This is a genomic window from Hansschlegelia beijingensis (assembly GCF_045505405.1).
GTDB classification, from domain to species: domain Bacteria; phylum Pseudomonadota; class Alphaproteobacteria; order Rhizobiales; family Methylopilaceae; genus Methylopila; species Methylopila beijingensis_A.
This window is the reverse complement of the sequence record NZ_JBJKEX010000003.1, coordinates 17,457-35,272: the sequence shown is the minus strand read 5'-3', so window position 1 is coordinate 35,272 and position 17,816 is coordinate 17,457. Positions and strand designations below refer to the sequence as shown.

Annotated in this window: 18 protein-coding genes and 1 tRNA gene; 7 read left to right on the top strand and 12 right to left on the bottom strand. The window is 68.6% G+C overall.

Annotated features, from left to right (window positions below):
• The 7 genes from treY to aroA form a co-directional block, all read right to left on the bottom strand.
• Positions 1-1,777, bottom strand: a 1,777-nt coding sequence (gene treY / locus ACIKT0_RS00625; protein ID WP_407103497.1) for a malto-oligosyltrehalose synthase, incomplete at its 3' end; no start/stop codon positions are given.
• Positions 1,774-2,136: a 4-alpha-glucanotransferase gene (locus tag ACIKT0_RS00620; protein ID WP_407103496.1), complete on the bottom strand. Its 363-nt coding sequence runs from the start codon at positions 2,134-2,136 to the stop codon at positions 1,774-1,776. The genes treY and ACIKT0_RS00620, both read right to left, overlap by 4 nt.
• Positions 2,133-2,459 carry an integration host factor subunit beta gene (ihfB, locus tag ACIKT0_RS00615; protein WP_343066210.1) on the bottom strand — a complete coding sequence of 109 codons (327 nt, stop codon included), beginning with the start codon at positions 2,457-2,459 and terminating at the stop codon, positions 2,133-2,135. Before ihfB ends, ACIKT0_RS00620 begins: the two co-directional genes overlap by 4 nt.
• 40 nt (positions 2,460-2,499) lie before the next feature.
• Positions 2,500-3,453: a signal peptide peptidase SppA gene (gene sppA, locus ACIKT0_RS00610; RefSeq protein WP_407103495.1), complete on the bottom strand. Its 954-nt coding sequence runs from the start codon at positions 3,451-3,453 to the stop codon at positions 2,500-2,502.
• A 134-nt stretch (positions 3,454-3,587) separates the two neighbouring features.
• Complete coding sequence (gene rpsA, locus ACIKT0_RS00605) at positions 3,588-5,306, bottom strand: 30S ribosomal protein S1 (protein ID WP_183393281.1); 1,719 nt, start codon at positions 5,304-5,306, stop codon at positions 3,588-3,590.
• A gap of 272 nt (positions 5,307-5,578) precedes the next feature.
• The gene (gene cmk / locus ACIKT0_RS00600) at positions 5,579-6,214 is read right to left on the bottom strand and encodes a (d)CMP kinase (RefSeq protein WP_407103494.1); all 636 of its coding nucleotides are present in this window, start codon (positions 6,212-6,214) and stop codon (positions 5,579-5,581) included.
• On the bottom strand, positions 6,211-7,566 hold the full coding sequence (gene aroA / locus ACIKT0_RS00595) for a 3-phosphoshikimate 1-carboxyvinyltransferase (protein WP_407103493.1): 1,356 nt from the start codon (positions 7,564-7,566) through the stop codon (positions 6,211-6,213). Before aroA ends, cmk begins: the two co-directional genes overlap by 4 nt.
• A 129-nt stretch (positions 7,567-7,695) precedes the next feature.
• Here aroA and ACIKT0_RS00590 point away from each other — a divergent pair, with 129 nt between their 5' ends.
• The 7 genes from ACIKT0_RS00590 (at position 7,696) to ACIKT0_RS00560 (ending at position 13,730) form a co-directional block, all read left to right on the top strand.
• Positions 7,696-8,121 carry a TIGR02300 family protein gene (locus tag ACIKT0_RS00590; protein ID WP_407103492.1) on the top strand — a complete coding sequence of 142 codons (426 nt, stop codon included), beginning with the start codon at positions 7,696-7,698 and terminating at the stop codon, positions 8,119-8,121.
• Positions 8,122-8,272: 151 nt separating this feature from the next.
• Positions 8,273-8,348, top strand: a tRNA-Ala gene (locus tag ACIKT0_RS00585).
• Between the two features lie 562 nt (positions 8,349-8,910).
• Positions 8,911-9,732 (top strand): L,D-transpeptidase family protein, encoded by an 822-nt coding sequence (locus ACIKT0_RS00580; RefSeq protein ID WP_407103491.1) that lies wholly within the window; start codon positions 8,911-8,913, stop codon positions 9,730-9,732.
• Between the two features lie 479 nt (positions 9,733-10,211).
• Entirely contained in the window at positions 10,212-11,147 is a 936-nt protein-coding gene (locus ACIKT0_RS00575) for a metal ABC transporter substrate-binding protein (RefSeq protein ID WP_407103490.1), read from the top strand.
• 8 nt (positions 11,148-11,155) lie between these two features.
• Positions 11,156-12,034: a manganese/iron ABC transporter ATP-binding protein gene (locus ACIKT0_RS00570; RefSeq protein WP_407103489.1), complete on the top strand. Its 879-nt coding sequence runs from the start codon at positions 11,156-11,158 to the stop codon at positions 12,032-12,034.
• Positions 12,031-12,891, top strand: coding sequence for a metal ABC transporter permease (locus tag ACIKT0_RS00565; protein WP_407103488.1), 861 nt, complete (start codon positions 12,031-12,033; stop codon positions 12,889-12,891). The genes ACIKT0_RS00570 and ACIKT0_RS00565 overlap by 4 nt, the downstream gene beginning before the upstream one ends.
• Complete coding sequence (locus ACIKT0_RS00560) at positions 12,888-13,730, top strand: metal ABC transporter permease (protein ID WP_407103487.1); 843 nt, start codon at positions 12,888-12,890, stop codon at positions 13,728-13,730. The genes ACIKT0_RS00565 and ACIKT0_RS00560 overlap by 4 nt, the downstream gene beginning before the upstream one ends.
• A gap of 76 nt (positions 13,731-13,806) precedes the next feature.
• On the opposite strand, the gene ACIKT0_RS00555 is transcribed toward ACIKT0_RS00560, so the two are convergent.
• The 5 genes from ACIKT0_RS00555 to narI all read right to left on the bottom strand — a co-directional run bounded on the left by ACIKT0_RS00555 (position 13,807) and on the right by narI (position 17,815).
• On the bottom strand, positions 13,807-14,562 hold the full coding sequence (locus ACIKT0_RS00555) for a Crp/Fnr family transcriptional regulator (RefSeq protein WP_407103486.1): 756 nt from the start codon (positions 14,560-14,562) through the stop codon (positions 13,807-13,809).
• A gap of 195 nt (positions 14,563-14,757) precedes the next feature.
• Positions 14,758-15,369, bottom strand: a complete 612-nt coding sequence (gene fixJ, locus ACIKT0_RS00550) for a response regulator FixJ (RefSeq protein ID WP_407103485.1) — start codon at positions 15,367-15,369, stop codon at positions 14,758-14,760.
• A gap of 509 nt (positions 15,370-15,878) precedes the next feature.
• Positions 15,879-16,082: a hypothetical protein gene (locus ACIKT0_RS00545; protein WP_407103484.1), complete on the bottom strand. Its 204-nt coding sequence runs from the start codon at positions 16,080-16,082 to the stop codon at positions 15,879-15,881.
• Positions 16,083-16,094: 12 nt separating this feature from the next.
• The gene (locus tag ACIKT0_RS00540) at positions 16,095-17,045 is read right to left on the bottom strand and encodes a peptidylprolyl isomerase (protein WP_407103483.1); all 951 of its coding nucleotides are present in this window, start codon (positions 17,043-17,045) and stop codon (positions 16,095-16,097) included.
• Positions 17,042-17,815 carry a respiratory nitrate reductase subunit gamma gene (gene narI, locus ACIKT0_RS00535; protein ID WP_407103482.1) on the bottom strand — a complete coding sequence of 258 codons (774 nt, stop codon included), beginning with the start codon at positions 17,813-17,815 and terminating at the stop codon, positions 17,042-17,044. The genes ACIKT0_RS00540 and narI overlap by 4 nt, the downstream gene beginning before the upstream one ends.
• Position 17,816 lies beyond the last annotated feature (1 nt).

Below are 17,816 nucleotides of genomic sequence, written 5' to 3'. Positions count from 1 at the left end.
CGCTCCGCAGCGGCGCGGCGGCCGCCCGCCAGCGGGTGACGGCCTCCGCCCAGTCATCGGGAATCTCGCTCAGCACCGCGACCCGCGCGCGGACGTCCTCGCCGCGCTTGTGGTCGTGCGTCGCGGTGGTCAGCATGGCGCGCGGGAAGGTCTTGGCCCGGGCGATCATCTTGGCGTGGAAGGTCTCGACGCTGATCGAGAACGTCGCGACGTCGAAGCCGACGTCGGTGCGCGAGATCAGACGGCCGTAGCGGTAGAAGGCGGTGTCCTCCACCGCCTTGGCGGCCACCGGCGCCGACAGCTGCTGGAAGCGCTGGATGGCGCGGTCGCGCAGATAGAGCTGGTCGGCGGGCCCGACCTCGCCGCCGAGCCATTTGTCGAGCAGGTCCAGCACCGGAGCGTCGGCCGGCAGGATCGTCTGCCGGGCCTTCTCCAGCGCGCGCCCGAACAGCTCCTTGTCGGCCTCGGTGCGGCCGGTCGCGGCGGACGCGTAGGTCCGGTAGGCGGGAAAATGCACCAGCAGTTCGGTCAGCGCGCGCCGGATCGCGGCGCGGGGCGTGTCGCGGGTGTGGTAGTCGAGGCGAGCGACGGCGTGCAGCGCGTTCGTCGCCTGGTCGAGCTGCGCCGAGAAGGAGCGATCGAGGATCTCGCGGCGGGCGATCTCCTCCTCGGCGTGGAAGTCCGGCGACCGGCCGCTGATCTCGGCCCAGAACGCGCCGAGCTTCTCCTCGCCGCGCGGGTCATGCAGCAGGGCGCTGACGTCGTCCATGAAGTCGTAGCCGCTGGCGCCGTCGACCTTCCAGTCGGCCGGCAGCCGCTCGCCCGGCCCCAGGATCTTTTCGACCACCAGATAGGCGGGCTGGCGGGCGAGCTCGCCCGGCCGTTCGCGCTGCGCCTCCTCGAGGTGCTCCCGAAGGTTGCGCGCATAGAGCTTCGGGTCCGCCAGACCGTCGATGTGGTCGACGCGGAAGCCGTCGATCAGCCCCTCCGCATAGAGCCGCAGCAGAAGCTCGTGGGTGGCCTCGAACACCGCGGGATCGGAGATCCTGAGGCCCGCGAGTTCGTTCACGTCGAAGAAGCGCCGCCAGTTGATCTCGTCGCCGGCCACCGTCCAGGATGCGAGGCGGAAGTTCTGCTTCTCGAGCAGGGCGTGCAGCAGCGCTTCGCCCTCGGGGGTGGTCCCGTCATAAGCCTCGAGTCCGTTCGCCTCGATCTCGAGCCGGTCCTGGGGTCGAAGCGGGAACAGGTGGTCGGCGTAGCGCAGCGTCAGCCCGCCGCGCCGGCCCTCGCGGGTGATCTTCAGCTCCCCGGATCGCAGCGCCTCGCCATACGACATGCCGAGCGTCGGCAGCAGAATCTTGCCGTGCAGCGCAGGGTCGGCCGGCTCCCAGTCGATGTCGAAGAAATGCCCGAAGCGGCTGCCGCGGCCATAGGCCAGCACGTCGAGCCACCAGGCGTTGTCGTCGCGTCCCACCGCCATGTGGTTCGGGACGATGTCGACGATCATCCCGAGCCCTTCCGCGCGCAGCGCGGCCACCAGGGCGCGGAAGCCGTCCTCGCCGCCGAGCTCGGGGTTGACGGTGGTCGGATCGACCACGTCGTAGCCGTGCATCGAGCCCGCCCGGGCGGTCAGGATCGGCGACGAGTAGAGGTGGCTGATCCCGAGCTTGCGCAGATAGGGGACGAGCGGAATGGCCGCCTGGAACGGAAAGTCCTTGTGGAACTGCATCCGCATGGTGGCGCGAGGGGGATAGGCTGGCGCCTGCGCTTGCGTCACGAGGAGCGTCTCCTGTCGAGGGCTGAGAGGCGGCCGGCGGCGTCGGGCTCCGCCAGCAGTTGCGGCGCAGGCGCCGGCAGGCGCCGCCGCCAGTTGGGATGTTCGTCGAGCGTGCCCGGCAGGTTCGGCTGCTCGGTCTGGCCGAGCGCGTCCTCGAGCGGGAGCAGCACCAGCCGCGACGGCGTGGCGCTCAGGAACCTCACGATGAACAGCGGCAGGCTGACCGAAAGCGCCGGCGCGTCCGGCGAGAACGGGTCGAAGCCGACGACGACCGTCCCGCGGTTCGCGACCGCGAACAGCACGATGATCAGGGCGAGCGGAATGCCAATCAGCCCGGCCAGGAAGCGTCGGAACGTCATGCGATGGCGCCCTCGGCCTCGTCCTTGTTCAGGCGCACGCGCATCTCCTTGCCGGTTTTGAAGAACGGAACGACCTTGCCATCGACCGGAACGTGCTCTCCGGTGCGCGGGTTCCGCCCGAGCCGGGCCGGCCGCGCCTTGACCGAGAACGCCCCGAACCCGCGCAGCTCCACCCGGTCGCCCCGCGCCAGAGCGTCGGCGATCCCGTCAAGTATAGCGTTGACGATGTTCTCCACGTCGCGCTGGTAAAGATGCGGGTTCATCTCGGCGATACGCGCCACGAGTTCCGACTTGATCATTGTTCCCTCCGACCCAGACCGGATTGTTCTTTTCGACACACGGCAACGACAGATTTAATAATTATTAAGAAGGCTGCCAGATCGCGAGTAGACCGTCAAGAACGACCCCTTCGCCGCTGCGGCGCAGCGCGTTGGCAAGCGAACTCAGCCCGAAGGCGTCCGCGAGCGCCGCCGCCGCGCCGCTGACGCCGAACATCTCGAAGCCGCTCGATTTCGGCTTCCACTCCCGCACCGGGAGCGAGGTGTTGACGCCCTTCGAGCCGAGCCAGGCCATCGCCTCCTGCTCGCCGCCGATCTCGTCGACGAGCTTCAGCCCGAGCGCCTGCCGGCCCGTGAAGACGCGCCCGTCGGAGACGTTCGCGAGCGCCGCTGGATCGAGGCCTCGCCGCTCCTGCACGATGCCCTTGAACCAGGCGAAGCTGTCGAGGATCAGCGACTCGATCGCCTTGCGGGCCTCGGGGCTCGTGGGCTCGAACCCGTTCGGCGAGGCCTTGAGCGGCGACGACTTGATGGCCTCGACCTCGACGCCGACGTTCTTCAGCAGGCCGGTGAAGTTCGGGTACTGCGCCAGCACGCCGATCGAGCCTGTGATCGAGGTCTTGTGCGCCACGATGTGGTCGGCGGCGATCGCGGCGATGTAGCCGCCGGACGCCGCGAGCGAGCCGACGACCGCCACGACCGGCCGGTCCTTGGCGATGTTGCGCACCGCGTCATAAATCTCTTCGGAGGCGGTGACGCCGCCGCCGGGGCTGTCAATCATCAGCAGCACGCCCTTGGCGTCGCTCTTTGCGACGTCCTTGAGCAGCTTCTGGCGCTTCTCGTCGTCGAGGATGACGCCGGAGATGTTGATCTTGGCGATGTGCGCGCCGCGCGGGCCGTCCGGCCCGGACCGGTCGCGCATCGCGAGAGCCGCGACGATGACGAGCGCGCCCACCAGCGCCACCGCGCCCACCCGCCAGAAGGCGAGCCGCCGCCGCAACGCCCGCCGCTCCAGAATCGCGTCGGTGTCGAGTGCCATGTGATGAGGCTCTGAAATGGCGCGCCGCCCGATGCGACGCCGATCGTGAGCCGATGGCCTAACATGAGAAAGGCCCGCGCGGAACCTCCGCGCGGGCCTTCGAAGTCAGCAGGCTTTCGCCGGCGGGCTGAGGATCACTCCTCCGAGCCGCCCTCGGTGCGCTTGCGCAGGGCGGCGCCCAGGATGTCGCCGAGCGAAGCGCCGGAGTCGGACGAACCGTACTGCGCGACGGCTTCCTTCTCCTCGGCGATCTCCAGCGCCTTGATCGACAGGGCGACCTTGTGGGCCTTCTTGTCGAACTGGGTGATGCGGGCGTCGAACTTCTGGCCGACCGAGAACCGCTCGGGCCGCTGATCGGCGCGGTCGCGGGCGAGATCGGCGCGGCGGATGAAGGCGGTGAGCTCGGTGTCGACGATCTTGACCTCGAGACCGCCTTCCTTGACCTCCAGCACTTCGCAGGTGACGACCGAGCCCTTGCGCATTTCGCCGGTGGTGTCGACGAACGGATCGCCGCCGAGCTGCTTCACGCCGAGCGAGATGCGCTCCTTCTCGACGTCGACGTCGAGAACCTGGGCGCGGACGATGTCGCCCTTCTTGAACTCCTCGATGACGAGCTCGCCCGCACGGTTCCAGTCGAGATCCGACAGGTGAACCATGCCGTCGACGTCGCCGTCGAGGCCCAGGAACAGGCCGAACTCGGTCTTGTTCTTGACCTCGCCCTCGACCTCGGAGCCGACCGGGTGGTTCTCGAGGAACGCCTCCCAGGGGTTCTGCATGGTCTGCTTGAGACCAAGCGAGATGCGGCGCTTCACCGGATCGACCTCGAGCACCATCACCTCGACCTCCTGGGAGGTGGCGACGATCTTGCCCGGATGGACGTTCTTCTTGGTCCACGACATCTCGGAGACGTGGATCAGGCCTTCGATGCCCGGCTCGAGCTCCACGAACGCGCCGTAGTCGGTGATGTTCGTGACGCGGCCCGTGAAGCGGGCGCCGGCCGGGTACTTGGCCTCGATGCCCTGCCACGGATCGTCGAGCAGCTGCTTCATCCCCAGCGAGATGCGGTGCGTCTCGTGGTTGATCTTGATGATCTTCACCTTCACCTGCTGCCCGATCTGGAGCAGCTCGGTCGGGTGATTGACGCGGCGCCACGCGATGTCGGTGACATGCAGCAGGCCGTCGATGCCGCCGAGGTCCACGAACGCGCCGTAGTCGGTGATGTTCTTGACGACGCCCTCGATGACCTGGCCCTCTTCGAGGTTCTGGACCAGCTCCTGGCGCATCTCGGCGCGGGACTCTTCAAGAACGGTGCGGCGCGACACGACGATGTTGCCGCGGCGGCGATCCATCTTGAGGATCTGGAAGGGCTGCGGCGTGCCCATGAGCGGGCCGACGTCGCGCACCGGACGGATGTCGACCTGCGAGCGCGGCAGGAAGGCGGTCGCGCCCTCGAGGTCGACCGTGAAGCCGCCCTTGACCTGGTTGAAGATGACGCCTTCGACCTTCTGGTTCTCGTTGAAGGCGACCTCGAGCTTGACCCAGCTCTCCTCGCGGCGCGCCTTGTCGCGCGACAGCACGGCTTCCCCGAGCGCGTTCTCAACGCGCTCCAGATAGACCTCGACGACGTCGCCGACCTTGAGCGGGTTCTCGCGGCCATGGCCGGAGAACTCCTTGACCGCCACGCGGCCCTCGGTCTTCAGGCCGACGTCGATGACGGCCATGTCCTTCTCGATCGCAGTGACGGTGCCCTTGACGACCGTGCCTTCGGCTACGTCGTGCTTGTCGAAGGACTCCTCCAGCATCGCGGCGAAATCATCGCGCGACGGGGCGGCTGCAGCGGCGGTGGCGTTCATTCAATCTCCTGCCCGTCTTCGGGCTTATCGGCGCCGGCGTTTGCGTTGAACGGGATTCCGGCGCGATCGCCACGCCAGATGGCCGCCCCGGTTCGGGGGCGGGCCGGCGCTCGGCGACGCAGCAACCGCGAAGAATCCACCGGCGGCCATGGCGTACGGGAAACGCGAAAAGGGCGCACGAGGCGCGACCCTTCGTCGGTCCCGGTCAGAAGGCCGTCCGGATGCGCGCGTCGTTAGCAGATCAGGCGTTGGCGCGCAACGTCGCGCCGGCGTCAGCTGGCCGCTTCGGCCATCCGCCGCTCGATGATCGCCACCGCGGCGTCGAAGGCGCCGTCGGCGTCGAGCGCGGTGGTGTCGACGAGGATCGCGTCCTCGGCCGGCTTCAACGGCGCCGTGGCGCGGTTCATGTCGCGCTCGTCGCGCGCCCGGATGTCGAGCAGGATCGCGGCCTCGTCGACCGGCTCGCCGGCCTTCGTGAGCTCGAGCGCGCGGCGCCGGGCGCGCTCCTCGGCGGAGGCGCTCACGAACAGCTTCACGTCCGCGTCCGGACAGATGACGGTGCCGATGTCGCGGCCGTCGATCACCGCGCCGGGCGGTTCGGCCGCGAAGCGGCGCTGGAAGTCGAGCAGCGCGGCCCGCACCTCGGGGACCGCGGAGACGATCGACGCGCCCTCCCCCGTGCGCCGGCTGCGCAGCGCGGGATCGTCGAAGCGCGCCGGATCGATCTCCCGGGCGGCCTTCGCGGCGGCCGCCGGATCGGCGAGGTCGAGGCCGAGGTCGATCATCCGCTGCGCGACGGCGCGATACAGCACCCCGGAATCGAGGTGCTTCAGCCGATAGCGTTGCGCCAGCCGGCGGGCGAGCGTGCCCTTCCCGGACGCAGCGGGACCGTCGATGGCGATGATCATGCGGCGGTTCCCAGATGGATCTCCGCGCCGAGCTCGCGCATCAGCGGCCCGAAGGCCGGGAAGCTGGTGGCGATCATCGCCGCGTCGTCGACCGCGACCGGGTGTTCCGCGCCGAGCCCCATGACGAGGAAGCTCATCGCGATGCGGTGGTCGAGATGGGTGGCGATCGCCGGCCCGCCGCCAGGCACGCCGCCGTGGCCGACGACCACCAGGTCGTCGCCCTCGATCCGCGCCTCCACTCCGCAGGCGATGAGCCCGGCGTGAACCGCAGCCAGCCGGTCGCTCTCCTTCACCCGCAATTCGTGCAGGCCGCGCATGCGGGTCTCGCCCGTGGCGTAGGCCGCCGCGACCGCCAGGATCGGATATTCGTCGATCATCGAGGGGGCCCGCTCGGGCGGAACGTCCACGCCCGAGAGGCGGCCGCCGCGCACGACGAGGTCGGCGACGTCCTCGCCGCCCTCCTCGCGAGCGTTCTCGAGCCGGATGTCGGCGCCCATCTCGAGCAGCGTGGTCAGCAGGCCCGAGCGCAGCGGATTGGTCATCACGCCCTCGAGCGTCACCTCCGAGCCCGGCGCCACCAGCGCGGCGACGAGCGGGAAGGCCGCCGAGGACGGGTCTGCGGGGACGATCACGTCGACGGCCGAGAGCTCCGGCTCGCCGCTCAGCGCGACGCGTCGACCATGCGCGCCCCAGGGTTCGACCGAGACCTCGGCGCCGAAAGCGCGCAGCATGCGTTCGGTATGGTCCCGGGTCGCCTCGCGCTCGAGCACCACGGTCTGGCCCGGGGCGTTGAGGCCGGCCAGCAGCACCGCGGATTTCACCTGCGCGGACGGCACCGGGCTCTCATATTCGACCGGGAGCGCGCGTTCGGCGCCGCGCAGGGTGAGCGGCAGTCTCCCGCCCTCCGCGCAGGAGACGACGGTCGCGCCCATCCGCTCGAGCGGATCGAGGATGCGGCGCATCGGCCGGGACCGCAGCGAGGCGTCGCCGTCGAAGGTCGCCTCGATCGGGTGGCCCGCCACCACGCCCATCATCAGGCGCGAACCGGTGCCGGCGTTGCCGAAATCGAGTGGGGCGGCGGGCGCAGCGAGACCGCCGACGCCGACGCCCCGGACCCGCCAGCTGCCCTCCCCGAGGCGTTCGACGCTCGCCCCGAGCGCCTCGCAGGCGCGGGCGGTGGCGAGCACGTCGTCGCCCTCGAGCAGACCCTCGATTCGCGTCTCGCCGACCGCGAGCAGCCCCAGGATCATGGCCCGGTGCGAGATCGACTTGTCGCCCGGGACACGGACCCGGCCCCTGAGGGAGGGCGAACGGCTGGCGTGCGCGGGAACGGCGGCGGAGGCTGAGGACACGGGACTGGATGCGCTTCGTCTGGCGGCGCGGCGAGGCGCTCGCGGGCGGATTTGCTGCGGATTGGCTCTTGACAGCCCGGTCCCGTCACGTCAATCCACCGCCTCGCTTCGACAGCCCGGAATGACGCTTTGGCCAAGCCTGAACTCGGCGTGAAACGGACCTGCCAGTCCTGCGGCGCCAAATATTACGACCTGAGGCGCGACCCTCCGGTGTGCCCCAAATGCGGCGCGACCTTCGTCGCCACGGCGATCATGTCGAGCGCCGCGGTGGCCCGGGCGGCCAAGGCCGAGGCCCGCAAGGCCGCGGTGGTCGACGACGACGACGTCGAGAAGCTCGACGTCGAGGAGGATGTGGAGGCGATCTCGCTCGAGGACGCCGACGAGGAGGCCTCCGCCAGCGACAAGGTCTCCACCTCCGAGGATGAGGACGAGGTCGAGATCGAGACGGTCGACGACGACGACGAGCCGGACGAAACCTTCCTCGAGCCGGACGAGGACAGCGACGACGACATGACCGATATCATCGGCGATCGGGAAAAAGACGACGAGGCTTGAACGGCGAGCCGAAACGTGATCGAAGATGCGCCGCGCCGGCCTAGCCGACGCGGAGAACTGGCCGGAGCGATCCGGCGACACGCCTCGCAAGAGACGTGAGACGTCCGGCCCGAGGGCGATCCCAACGCCCGCCTTCGGACCGCACCCCGGTGGGGCCATAGCTCAGTTGGGAGAGCGCTTGAATGGCATTCAAGAGGTCGGCGGTTCGATTCCGCCTGGCTCCACCAAACACTTTCTGAGGACACTGGGTTCGCGGCGCGATGATCATCGCCGCGCGGTGTCCGGGGCTTAGGCCTCCCTTTTCTCCCAACAGCGACTTTCAGGGCCGGTTGGCCGACGGCGCGAACAGCGTCGGCTGTCTCCGCCTGCAGAAGCAATCTGCGGCGCCGGCGGGCACGCCCGGGCGCGGCCTGGCCGCCGCCAGCGAATCGATGGCGTGGCGGAGGCCGGGGTTCGGCTCCGCGATCGCGATGATCGCCATTGCGGCCAGCGCCTTCGCGGGGACGCTAGCGACCACGACCATCAGAGCTGGCTTCAGGCTCTTCGGAGGAGCGCGCGGCCCTGCCTGATTCGGCCGGCCGCCGCCGCGATTCGACGAACGCCGGACCCTCGGACGCCTCACGAACCGGCGGCTGCGCGGCGGGGCCCCATTAACATGCCGTTAGGGGACGAAGGCCGACGCTGATCCCGCGCCTTTTGTCGGCGCAGTAAATGCGGAGGGTCCGGCCGCGCCGGCGGCCGCTCGGACCGCGCCAGTATTGCGGTCCGCATAGTTTCGGAGTCGACGATTTGAGTACGTCGTCGTTGCGCGCGCGGCCGTTCGCGGTCGCGCTGATCATCCTGATGGCGGCCGCGCTCGCGGCGTGCTCGTCCGGCCGGCAGGCCAAGGTCAAGACGGGATCGGTGTCGATCGCGACGGTGAGCCTGATGAGCCGCCTCGACATGCCGCGCTCGGCGCCGATTCTCATCCGCATCTTCAAGGAAGAGGCGGTGCTCGAGGTCTGGAAGCAGGAGCGCGACGGCCGTTACGGCCTGCTCCGCAGCTACCCGATCTGCCAGTTCTCGGGCGAGCTCGGACCGAAGGAGCGAGAGGGCGACCGTCAGGCGCCGGAAGGCTTCTACGAGATCGACCGCAGCAGCCTGAACCCGTTCTCGCGCAACCATCTCGCCTTCAACATCGGATTCCCCAACGCCTATGACCGCTCGCTCGGGCGCACAGGCAGTCATCTGATGGTGCATGGCGGCTGCAAATCGGTCGGCTGCTACGCCATGACCCATCGGCGGATGGAGGAAATCTACGGCCTGGTGCGTGAGGCGCTGCTGTCCGGCCAACGCTCGATCCCGATCCAGGCTTTCCCCTTCCGGATGACGGAAGAGAACATGATGCGCCACGCCGACAACCCGAACATGCCGTTCTGGGAGATGCTGAAGGTCGGCTACGACGCCTTCGCACAGACGGGCGTTCCGCCGCGCGTCGCCGCCTGCCCCGGCAGCTACAAGTTCACGACGGACCCGCAGTGGCGTCAGGCGAGCGACGCCGAGATCTGCGAGGCGTCGGCGAGCTACGCGGCCCTCCAGGGTCAGGGCCCTGGCGGGCCCTCCCCTTTCTGAACGAGGCGACGGGCTCCCGACGCTGCCTGCGCGCCTGGCGGAGGCCAAGCGCATGAGCCCTCGCGTCCCGACATTGCTGAGTACCGTCCGCTCGCCGTGATATCGGCGACGACCGCAGCACGCTGACCGCGCGACGCCGACGAGGCGCGCAGGGCCCGACGCCGCCGAATCGCGTCCCCCGACCCTCTCCTAAACTCCCGACATCGCCCGAGATCATGCCGGCCGCGGCGGCATGATCTCGCTGGCCTCGCGGTCGGCCGCAGAAACGCGCGCCGCCCTCCCCCGCCCCGCTGCTTTTGCGAACGAGTTGCAACACAGTTGACAGCGTTCCAGCGATCAGGAACGATGCAATTGCGGGTCATTCTCAACTACGGGACGAGCGTGGCGGCAGAGCGGCCGCAAAGCCGCCCGGCCGCAGACCGGAAGACCCCGAAGCCGCTCCGTTTCGGAGAGTTCTCAGCACTGGGCCGAGGAACGTGATGACCGCCAGAATTCTCAAGACGATGCTCCAGGCGCGCATTGGAGTCGCAGCGCTGGCCGGACTCGCGGCCGCGATGTCGCTCACCCTTCCCGCGTCCGCGGCCGAGAAGTTCAAGGCGGTCACCACCTTCACGGTCATCGCCGACATGGCGAGGAACGTGGCGGGCGACGCCGCGGTGGTGGAGTCGATCACGAAGCCGGGCGCGGAGATCCACAATTACGCGCCGACGCCGGGCGACATCCGCCGGGCGCAGGGCGCCAAGCTGGTCCTGTGGAACGGGCTGAACCTGGAGCTCTGGTTCGAGAAATTCTTCCAGAACCTCAAGGACGTGCCGCAGGCGGTGGTCTCCGCCGGGGTCGAGCCGATCGGCATCGCGGAGGGGCCCTATCAGGGCAAGCCGAACCCGCACGCCTGGATGTCGCCCAAGAGCGCGCTCACCTACGTCGACAATATCCGCGACGCCTTCGTGGCGAACGACCCCGAAAACGCCGAGACCTACAAGGCCAATGCCGAGGCCTACAAGGCGAAGATCCAGGCCGCAGTCGGCCCGATTCAGGAGAAGCTGGCCGAGATCCCGGAGGACAGGCGCTGGCTCGTCTCCAGCGAGGGCGCCTTCTCCTATCTGGCGCGTGATTTCGGGATGAAGGAGCTCTACCTCTGGCCCATCAACGCCGACGAGCAGGGCACGCCCCAGCAGGTCCGCAAGGTGATCGACGCGGTGAAGGCGAACAAGATCCCGGCGGTGTTCAGCGAGAGCACGGTGTCGGACAAGCCGGCCCGGCAGGTCGCCCGCGAGACCGGGGCCGCCTATGGCGGCGTGCTCTACGTGGACTCGCTGAGCGACGCCGGCGGACCGGTGCCGACCTATATCGACCTGCTGCGCGTGACCTCGGAGACCATCCAGAAGGGCCTCGCCGGCGGCCTGACCCAGTGAGCGCGCCTGTGCCCGTCTCGGATGACAACGGTTCGGGCGTCGCGGTCCGCGGCGCGACGGTGACGTACCGCAACGGGCACACCGCGCTGCGCGACGCGAGCTTCGAGATACCGACCGGAACGATCGCGGCGCTGGTCGGCGTGAACGGCTCGGGCAAGTCCACGCTGTTCAAGGCCATCATGGGCTTCCTGCGGCTCGCCAAGGGCGAGATCCGCGTGCTCGGCATGTCGGTCCCCGACGCCCTGCGGAAGAACCTCGTCGCCTATGTCCCCCAGGCCGAGGAGGTCGACTGGAACTTCCCCGTCCTGGTCGAGGACGTGGTCATGATGGGTCGCTATGGCGGCATGGGCATGCTGCGCATTCCCCGCGCCGCCGATCGCGAGGCGGTCGCCTCCGCGCTCGACCGCGTCAACATGAGCGACTTCCGCAAGCGCCAGATCGGCGAGCTTTCGGGCGGCCAGAAGAAGCGCGTGTTCCTCGCCCGCGCGCTGGCGCAAGAGGCGCGCGTCATCCTGCTCGACGAGCCCTTCACGGGCGTCGACGTCACGACGGAGGATCAGATCATCGCGCTGCTGCGCGAGCTTCGCGACGAGGGCCGGGTGATGCTGGTCTCGACCCACAATCTCGGCTCGGTGCCGGAGTTCTGCGACCGCACCATCCTGATCAAGGGCACGGTGCTGGCCTATGGGCTGACCGAAGAGGCCTTCACGCAGGCCAATCTCGAGGCGACGTTCGGCGGCGTTCTGCGGCACTTCGTGCTCAACCAGGCCAAGGGCGGCCAGTCGACCCCGTTCGGCGTGTTCACGGACGACGAGCGGCCGCTCATCCTGCATGAGGGCCGCGCGACGCTGCGCGCCCCAGACGCCGCCGGGAGCGACCGGGCGTGACCGCCGCGCTGCTCGAACCGTTCGGCTATGGCTACATGGTCAACGCCATGTGGGTGTCGGCGCTGGTCGGCGGCGTGTGTGGTTTCCTCTCCTGCTACCTGATGCTCAAGGGCTGGTCCCTGATCGGCGACGCGCTCTCGCACTCGATCGTGCCCGGCGTCGCCGGCGCCTACCTGCTCGGCCTGCCGTTCTCGATCGGCGCTTTCTTCTCCGGCGGGCTCGCGGCCGCCGCGATGCTGTTCCTGAACCAGCGGACGCGGCTCAAGGAGGACGCGATCATCGGGCTGATCTTCTCCTCCTTCTTCGGCCTCGGCCTGTTCATGGCGTCGCTGTCGCCGATGTCGGTCAACATCCAGACCATCGTGCTCGGCAACATCCTCGCGATCACGCCCGAGGACACGCTTCAGCTCGCCGTCATCGGCTTCGTCTCGCTCGCGATCCTTCTCGCCAAGTGGAAGGATCTGATGGTGGTGTTCTTCGACGAGAGCCACGCCCGCACGATCGGCCTCAACCCGACCTGGCTCAAGGTCCTGTTCTTCACGCTGCTGTCGGCCTCGACGGTCGCGGCGCTGCAGACGGTCGGCGCCTTCCTGGTCATCTGCATGGTGGTGACGCCGGGCGCGACGGCCTACCTGCTGACCGACCGTTTCCCGCGCCTGCTCGTGATCGCCGTCGCGATCGGAACCGCGACCAGCTCCGTCGGCGCCTATGTGAGCTACTTCCTCGACGGCGCGACCGGCGGCGTCATCGTCACGCTGCAGACCGCGATCTTCCTCGCCGCTTTCCTGTTCGCGCCGAAGCACGGGATGATCGCGGCCCGCCGCCGCGCCGCCCGGACGCCGGAGGCGGCGCGATGAGCCTTCTCGAGACCCTCGCCTCGCCGTTCCAGTTCGATTTCATGGTGACGGCGCTGACCATCGCGACGCTGATCTCGGTCCCGATGGCGCTCCTCTCCTGCTTCCTCGTCATCAAGGGCTGGTCGCTGATGGGCGATGCGATCAGTCACGCGATCTTCCCCGGCGTCGTGATCGCCTATGCGGTCGGCGCGCCCTACGCGGTCGGCGCCTTCGCGGCCGGCATGCTGTGCGCCGCCGCCACCGGTTTCCTCAAGGACAACAGCCGCATCAAGCAGGACGCGGTGATGGGCGTCGTGTTCTCGGGCATGTTCGGCTTCGGCCTCGTGCTCTACGTCAAGATCAGGCCCGACGTGCATCTCGACCACATCCTGTTCGGGGACATGCTGGGCGTCGCCTGGCGCGACGTCGCCGAGGCGGCGGCCGTGGCGGCGGTGACGGTCGCGGTTATCGGCCTGAAGTGGAGGGACTTCCTTCTCCACGCCTTCGACCCGACGCAGGCCAAGGCCGTCGGGCTGCGGGTCGGCCTGCTGCATTACGGGCTGCTTGCGCTGATCTCGCTCACCGTCGTCGGCGCGCTCAAGGCGGTCGGCCTTATCCTCGCGATCGCCATGCTGATCGCGCCGGGCGCGATCGCCTTCCTGCTGACCCGCCGCTTCAGCGCGATGCTGGCCGTGGCCGTGCTGGTCGCCGCCGCCGGCAGCTTCGTCGGCGTCTACGCGTCCTTCTTCATAGACAGCGCGCCCGCCCCGACCATCGTGCTTACGCTGTCGCTGGCCTTCATCGCCGCCTTCCTACGGGCGAGCTGGAGAGCTCGCTCGGTCGAGACGGCGCACACCTGAGGGTCTCGCGATCTTCAGGTCGACGTCCGCTACAGCCGGGAGCCGCGCCTTCGACAGCCGCTCCGCCTAGACGGGGTCAGCTTGCGCCGATCTCCTCGAGCCGACGCGGATCGAGCAGGCGCACGCCGTGCGGGACGACGAGCAGGACCTTCTGTCGGGCGAGTTTCGACACCACGCGGCAGACCGTCTCGATGGTGAGCCCCAGATAATCCGCGAGGTCCGCCCGGCTCATCGGCAGAGCCAGGGTGACCATGCTCGTGCCGAGGCGGCGCATCCGCTCCCGCAGGGAGAGGAGGAAAGCCGCCACCTTTTCCTCCGCGGATCGGCGCCCGAGAAGCACCATGTGGTCGTGGGCCAGGATCAGTTCCTGGTTCGCGAGCTCGTGCAGGCGCCGCAGAAGATGCGGCCGCTTCGACATGAACGACATGTAGAGCCCGCGGTCGATCCGGCACGCGCACACATCATCCACGGCGTCCGCCGAGTATGAGTAGCGGCCCGCCAGCGCCAGGCCGAGGAAGTCGCCCGCGCCGATGAACCCGACGATCTGCCGCCGGCCGTCCGGCAGTATCCGGTAGAGCCGCAACGTGCCTGACTTGATGGTGAAGACAGAGCGAGCGGGCTCGCCGGCGATGAAGACGGTTTCACCGGCCGGAATACGGATCGTTTCCGAGATCTGAGTGGAGTGCAGCAGGTCTTCGGGCGTGAGAGCGCTACAGACGCTGAGGTCGCGAACCGAACAGTTGACGCAATGCGCGGCGAAGTCGGGCCGCGCGCTCGCCAGAGATCCGTGGATTCCGTTGACCGGATACGCCGCGACCCGAACCTGGACCATGGACCCCTCCTCTGCCTAGCCGGAGGATCGACCCTAAAGACGGGAGGAACGGACGAAATCCCGATGATGTACCTAGGTAGATACCCTTATCGCGCCCCTATGGCGGCTTCGGCTTGCGCGTCGGATCTGAATTTCCGGCTCGCACTCTACCGCGCGGCGCCCTTATGACTCCGTCTCCGCGGAGATGGACGCGCGTCACGGCTCCTGCGTCGCCGACATCGCGAGGCGGATGAGCGCCGAAAGGCTCTTCGCGCCCATTTTCGACATGACGTTGGCGCGGTAGATCTCGACCGTACGCGGACTGATTTCCAGATCGAAGGCGATCATCTTGTTCGCCTTGCCCGCAAGCAGCCTATCGAGCACCTCCCTCTCCCGCTTGGAGAGGCTGGCCAGACGCTCACGCACGGCCCGAACGCTCGCGTCGGTTTCGACATGCCTGTTCGAGCGCTGCAAGGCGTCCCGGATCGCGCCGAGCAGCGTGGAGAGATCGAACGGCTTCGCGATGAAGTCGACGGCCCCGCGCTTCATAGCCTCGACCGCCAGGTCCACGTCGGCATGTCCCGTCATGACGATGATCGGAATGGTGGAGCCAAGCCGGCGCAGGATCGTGATGAGCTCCAGCCCGTTGATCCCTGGCATCAGGACATCGACCAGAACACACCCGTCCTGGGCGTCGTCGAACTCATTGAGGAAGCTTTCGGCGCCCTCGTAGAGCCGCACGGCGAACCCGTCGGACGCGACCAGGAAGGCGAGCGAGCGCCGGAGGTCGAGATCGTCGTCGACGATGTGCACGACGGCGTTCGTCATGGGGCTGCGTCCCGGACCTCGCGGCCGCCTGGGGCGGGTGGGTCGAGCGTCCCGCCGCTGCGGGCGCTCGGTCCGGCCGCGCCCCCCCGAGCCCGGCGGCTTCCGTGCGCCCCACAATGAACCCAGCGCAACTCGCGATTGTGACGGTCGAGACGAATCCGGGGATGGAGGGCGCCGTCGGGTCGCCCAGGCTCCCGTCCTCTCGACGCTGAGCCCAGTCCGTCCGCGTCGGACGCGGAGATTTCTTTCCGCCGAGGGTCGTTCCGCATGGCTTCGACCACCCCGGACCACATTACCACCTTCTGGATTTGGAACCATGCCCACCACACGTCAATCGTGCAGGTCTGCGGCCCGACCCAAATTTCGTGGAACGCATGTCGGCTCGAGACTCGGCGTTCCGCAGAGGGACGCCTTCACGGGCGTCCGCCGGCGACGGTCGATGGAGCCTTGCTCTGCAGCCTCTCGGCAGTCTCGCCGAGGGGGCTTCTGTCGCGCCTATCGAAGACGGTTCATCCGAAGATGAGGATCACCGAAACGACGACGCAAAGGATGAACACGGCGAGCGCCACCCAGGCCCAGCCGCCGCCGTGCGGCTTGCGGATGGAGATGCTCTCCATCGGCGCGGCCGTACGGCTCGTATCGTGGCTGCCATCGTTGGCGCTTCGTAGCGACGGGTTGAGACGCTGAGGGTCCAAGGGCGGTTGATCGCTCATCACTCACGCCTTCTATAGCGGGGCCGACACGCGCCCGCCCGCAGCGCGCGGGGGCGGCGACGGGGCGACCGCCATGCTGTCCGGATCGAGGACGACGCCCTCTATCTCCGCTTCCCTCGCCAGCTGCAGGACGTAGGCCGCGACGCTCATCATCCAGGCGCGCGCGTCGAGCATCTCGGCGATCTTTCCCGCGGCCATCTCGTAGGGCAGCGTCTTGCCCGGGATGCTGCGGTGGTGCCGCAGGACGTGCCAGCCGAAGCGAGACCGGACGGGCACGCGGGAAGTCGTTTGCTCGGGCAGCCGCTCAAGAACGCTCTGGATTTCGGCGACCAGCTCGCCCGGACGCACCTGGCCGAGCGAGCCGTCCTGCCGGGACGTCGGGCAGGCCGAGAAGGCGCGTGCGGCGGCGGCGAAATCCGCGGGATCGTCCCCGAGTTCGGCCGCGAGCGCCCGGGCCTCCCGCTCCGCCTTCTCCCAGCCCTCGGGGTCGCCGGAGCCCGGCTCCAGCAGGATGTGCGACGCCTCGATGAGGGTCGGCATGCGGAACCGGTGCGGATTCGCATCGTAATACCGCCGGCACTCCGCCTCGCCGGCTTTCTGGGGCTCGGGAGCGAGATCGAGGATCGCGCGGATCAGCGCCTCTTCCTCGGTCTCCACGCGTCCGGCGTGATCCCGTTCGGGGCTGGGGTCCAGTCCCGCCCCCCGCGCGGCCTGAAGCATCAGCTCACGCAGGACCAGCGCCTGCGCGGCCGATCTCCAGGCGGTCGCGCCGTCCTCGGCGGGATGGTTCTGGATCTCGCGGGCGATCGCCTCGGCCTCGATCTCCACGCCGTTGACGGAGACCTTGCCTTCGGGCGGCGGCTGGACCACCGGCTTCGAGGCGGAGGCGCAGCCGCAGCCGCTGCCGCAGCTGCTCGGCATGACCGGCTCGGAACGGCGGTCGATGACCACGGTGGCGCTCATTGTGCGCTCTCCGCCTGAGCCCGTCCGATCGAGACGGCCCCGCTGACCGCGCCTCCGAAGGGGTCATGGACTGGTTGCGAGGGCCCGCGGCGCGACCGCACCACCTGATAACCCGGTCGGAACAGGTACCAGACCGGCGCGCTGAAGACGTGCACGAGCCGGGTGAACGGGGTGATCAGGAAGATCGTCAGGCCGATGACGATGTGCAGCCGGTAGACGAGCGCGGTCTCCATCAACAGGTTCGATGCGTCGGGCTTGAAGGTCAGCAGACCCTGCGCCCACCCCATCAGGCGCACCATTTCGTGCCCGTCGAGCGCCTGGAACGTCCAGTAGAAGCTGCCGATGCCGACGATCAGCTGCAGCCAGATCATGGTGAGCACGAGGATGTCGCCGATCGAGGAACTGCGCCGGATGCGGGGGTCGAACAGCCGGCGGTGAAGCAGCAGCGTGCACCCGATTAGGGCGGCGATGCCGGCGATGCCGCCCACCGTGATGGCCATCAGCTGCTTGGCCGCGTGGCTGATGCCGAACTGCTCGAAGACCGCGATCGGCGTGAGCAGGCCGACAAAGTGCCCGACCAGGATCACCAGGATGCCGAGGTGGAACAGGTTCGACCCCACCAGCATCTGCTTGCGCCGAAGGAACTGCGAGGATTCCGAGCGCCAGGAATACTGCGCCCGATCGAAGCGCAGGATGCTTCCGAACACCAGGACGGTGACGGCCAGATAAGGGTACCAGCCGAAGAGGAGGTAGTTCACTGTCTCCCACATC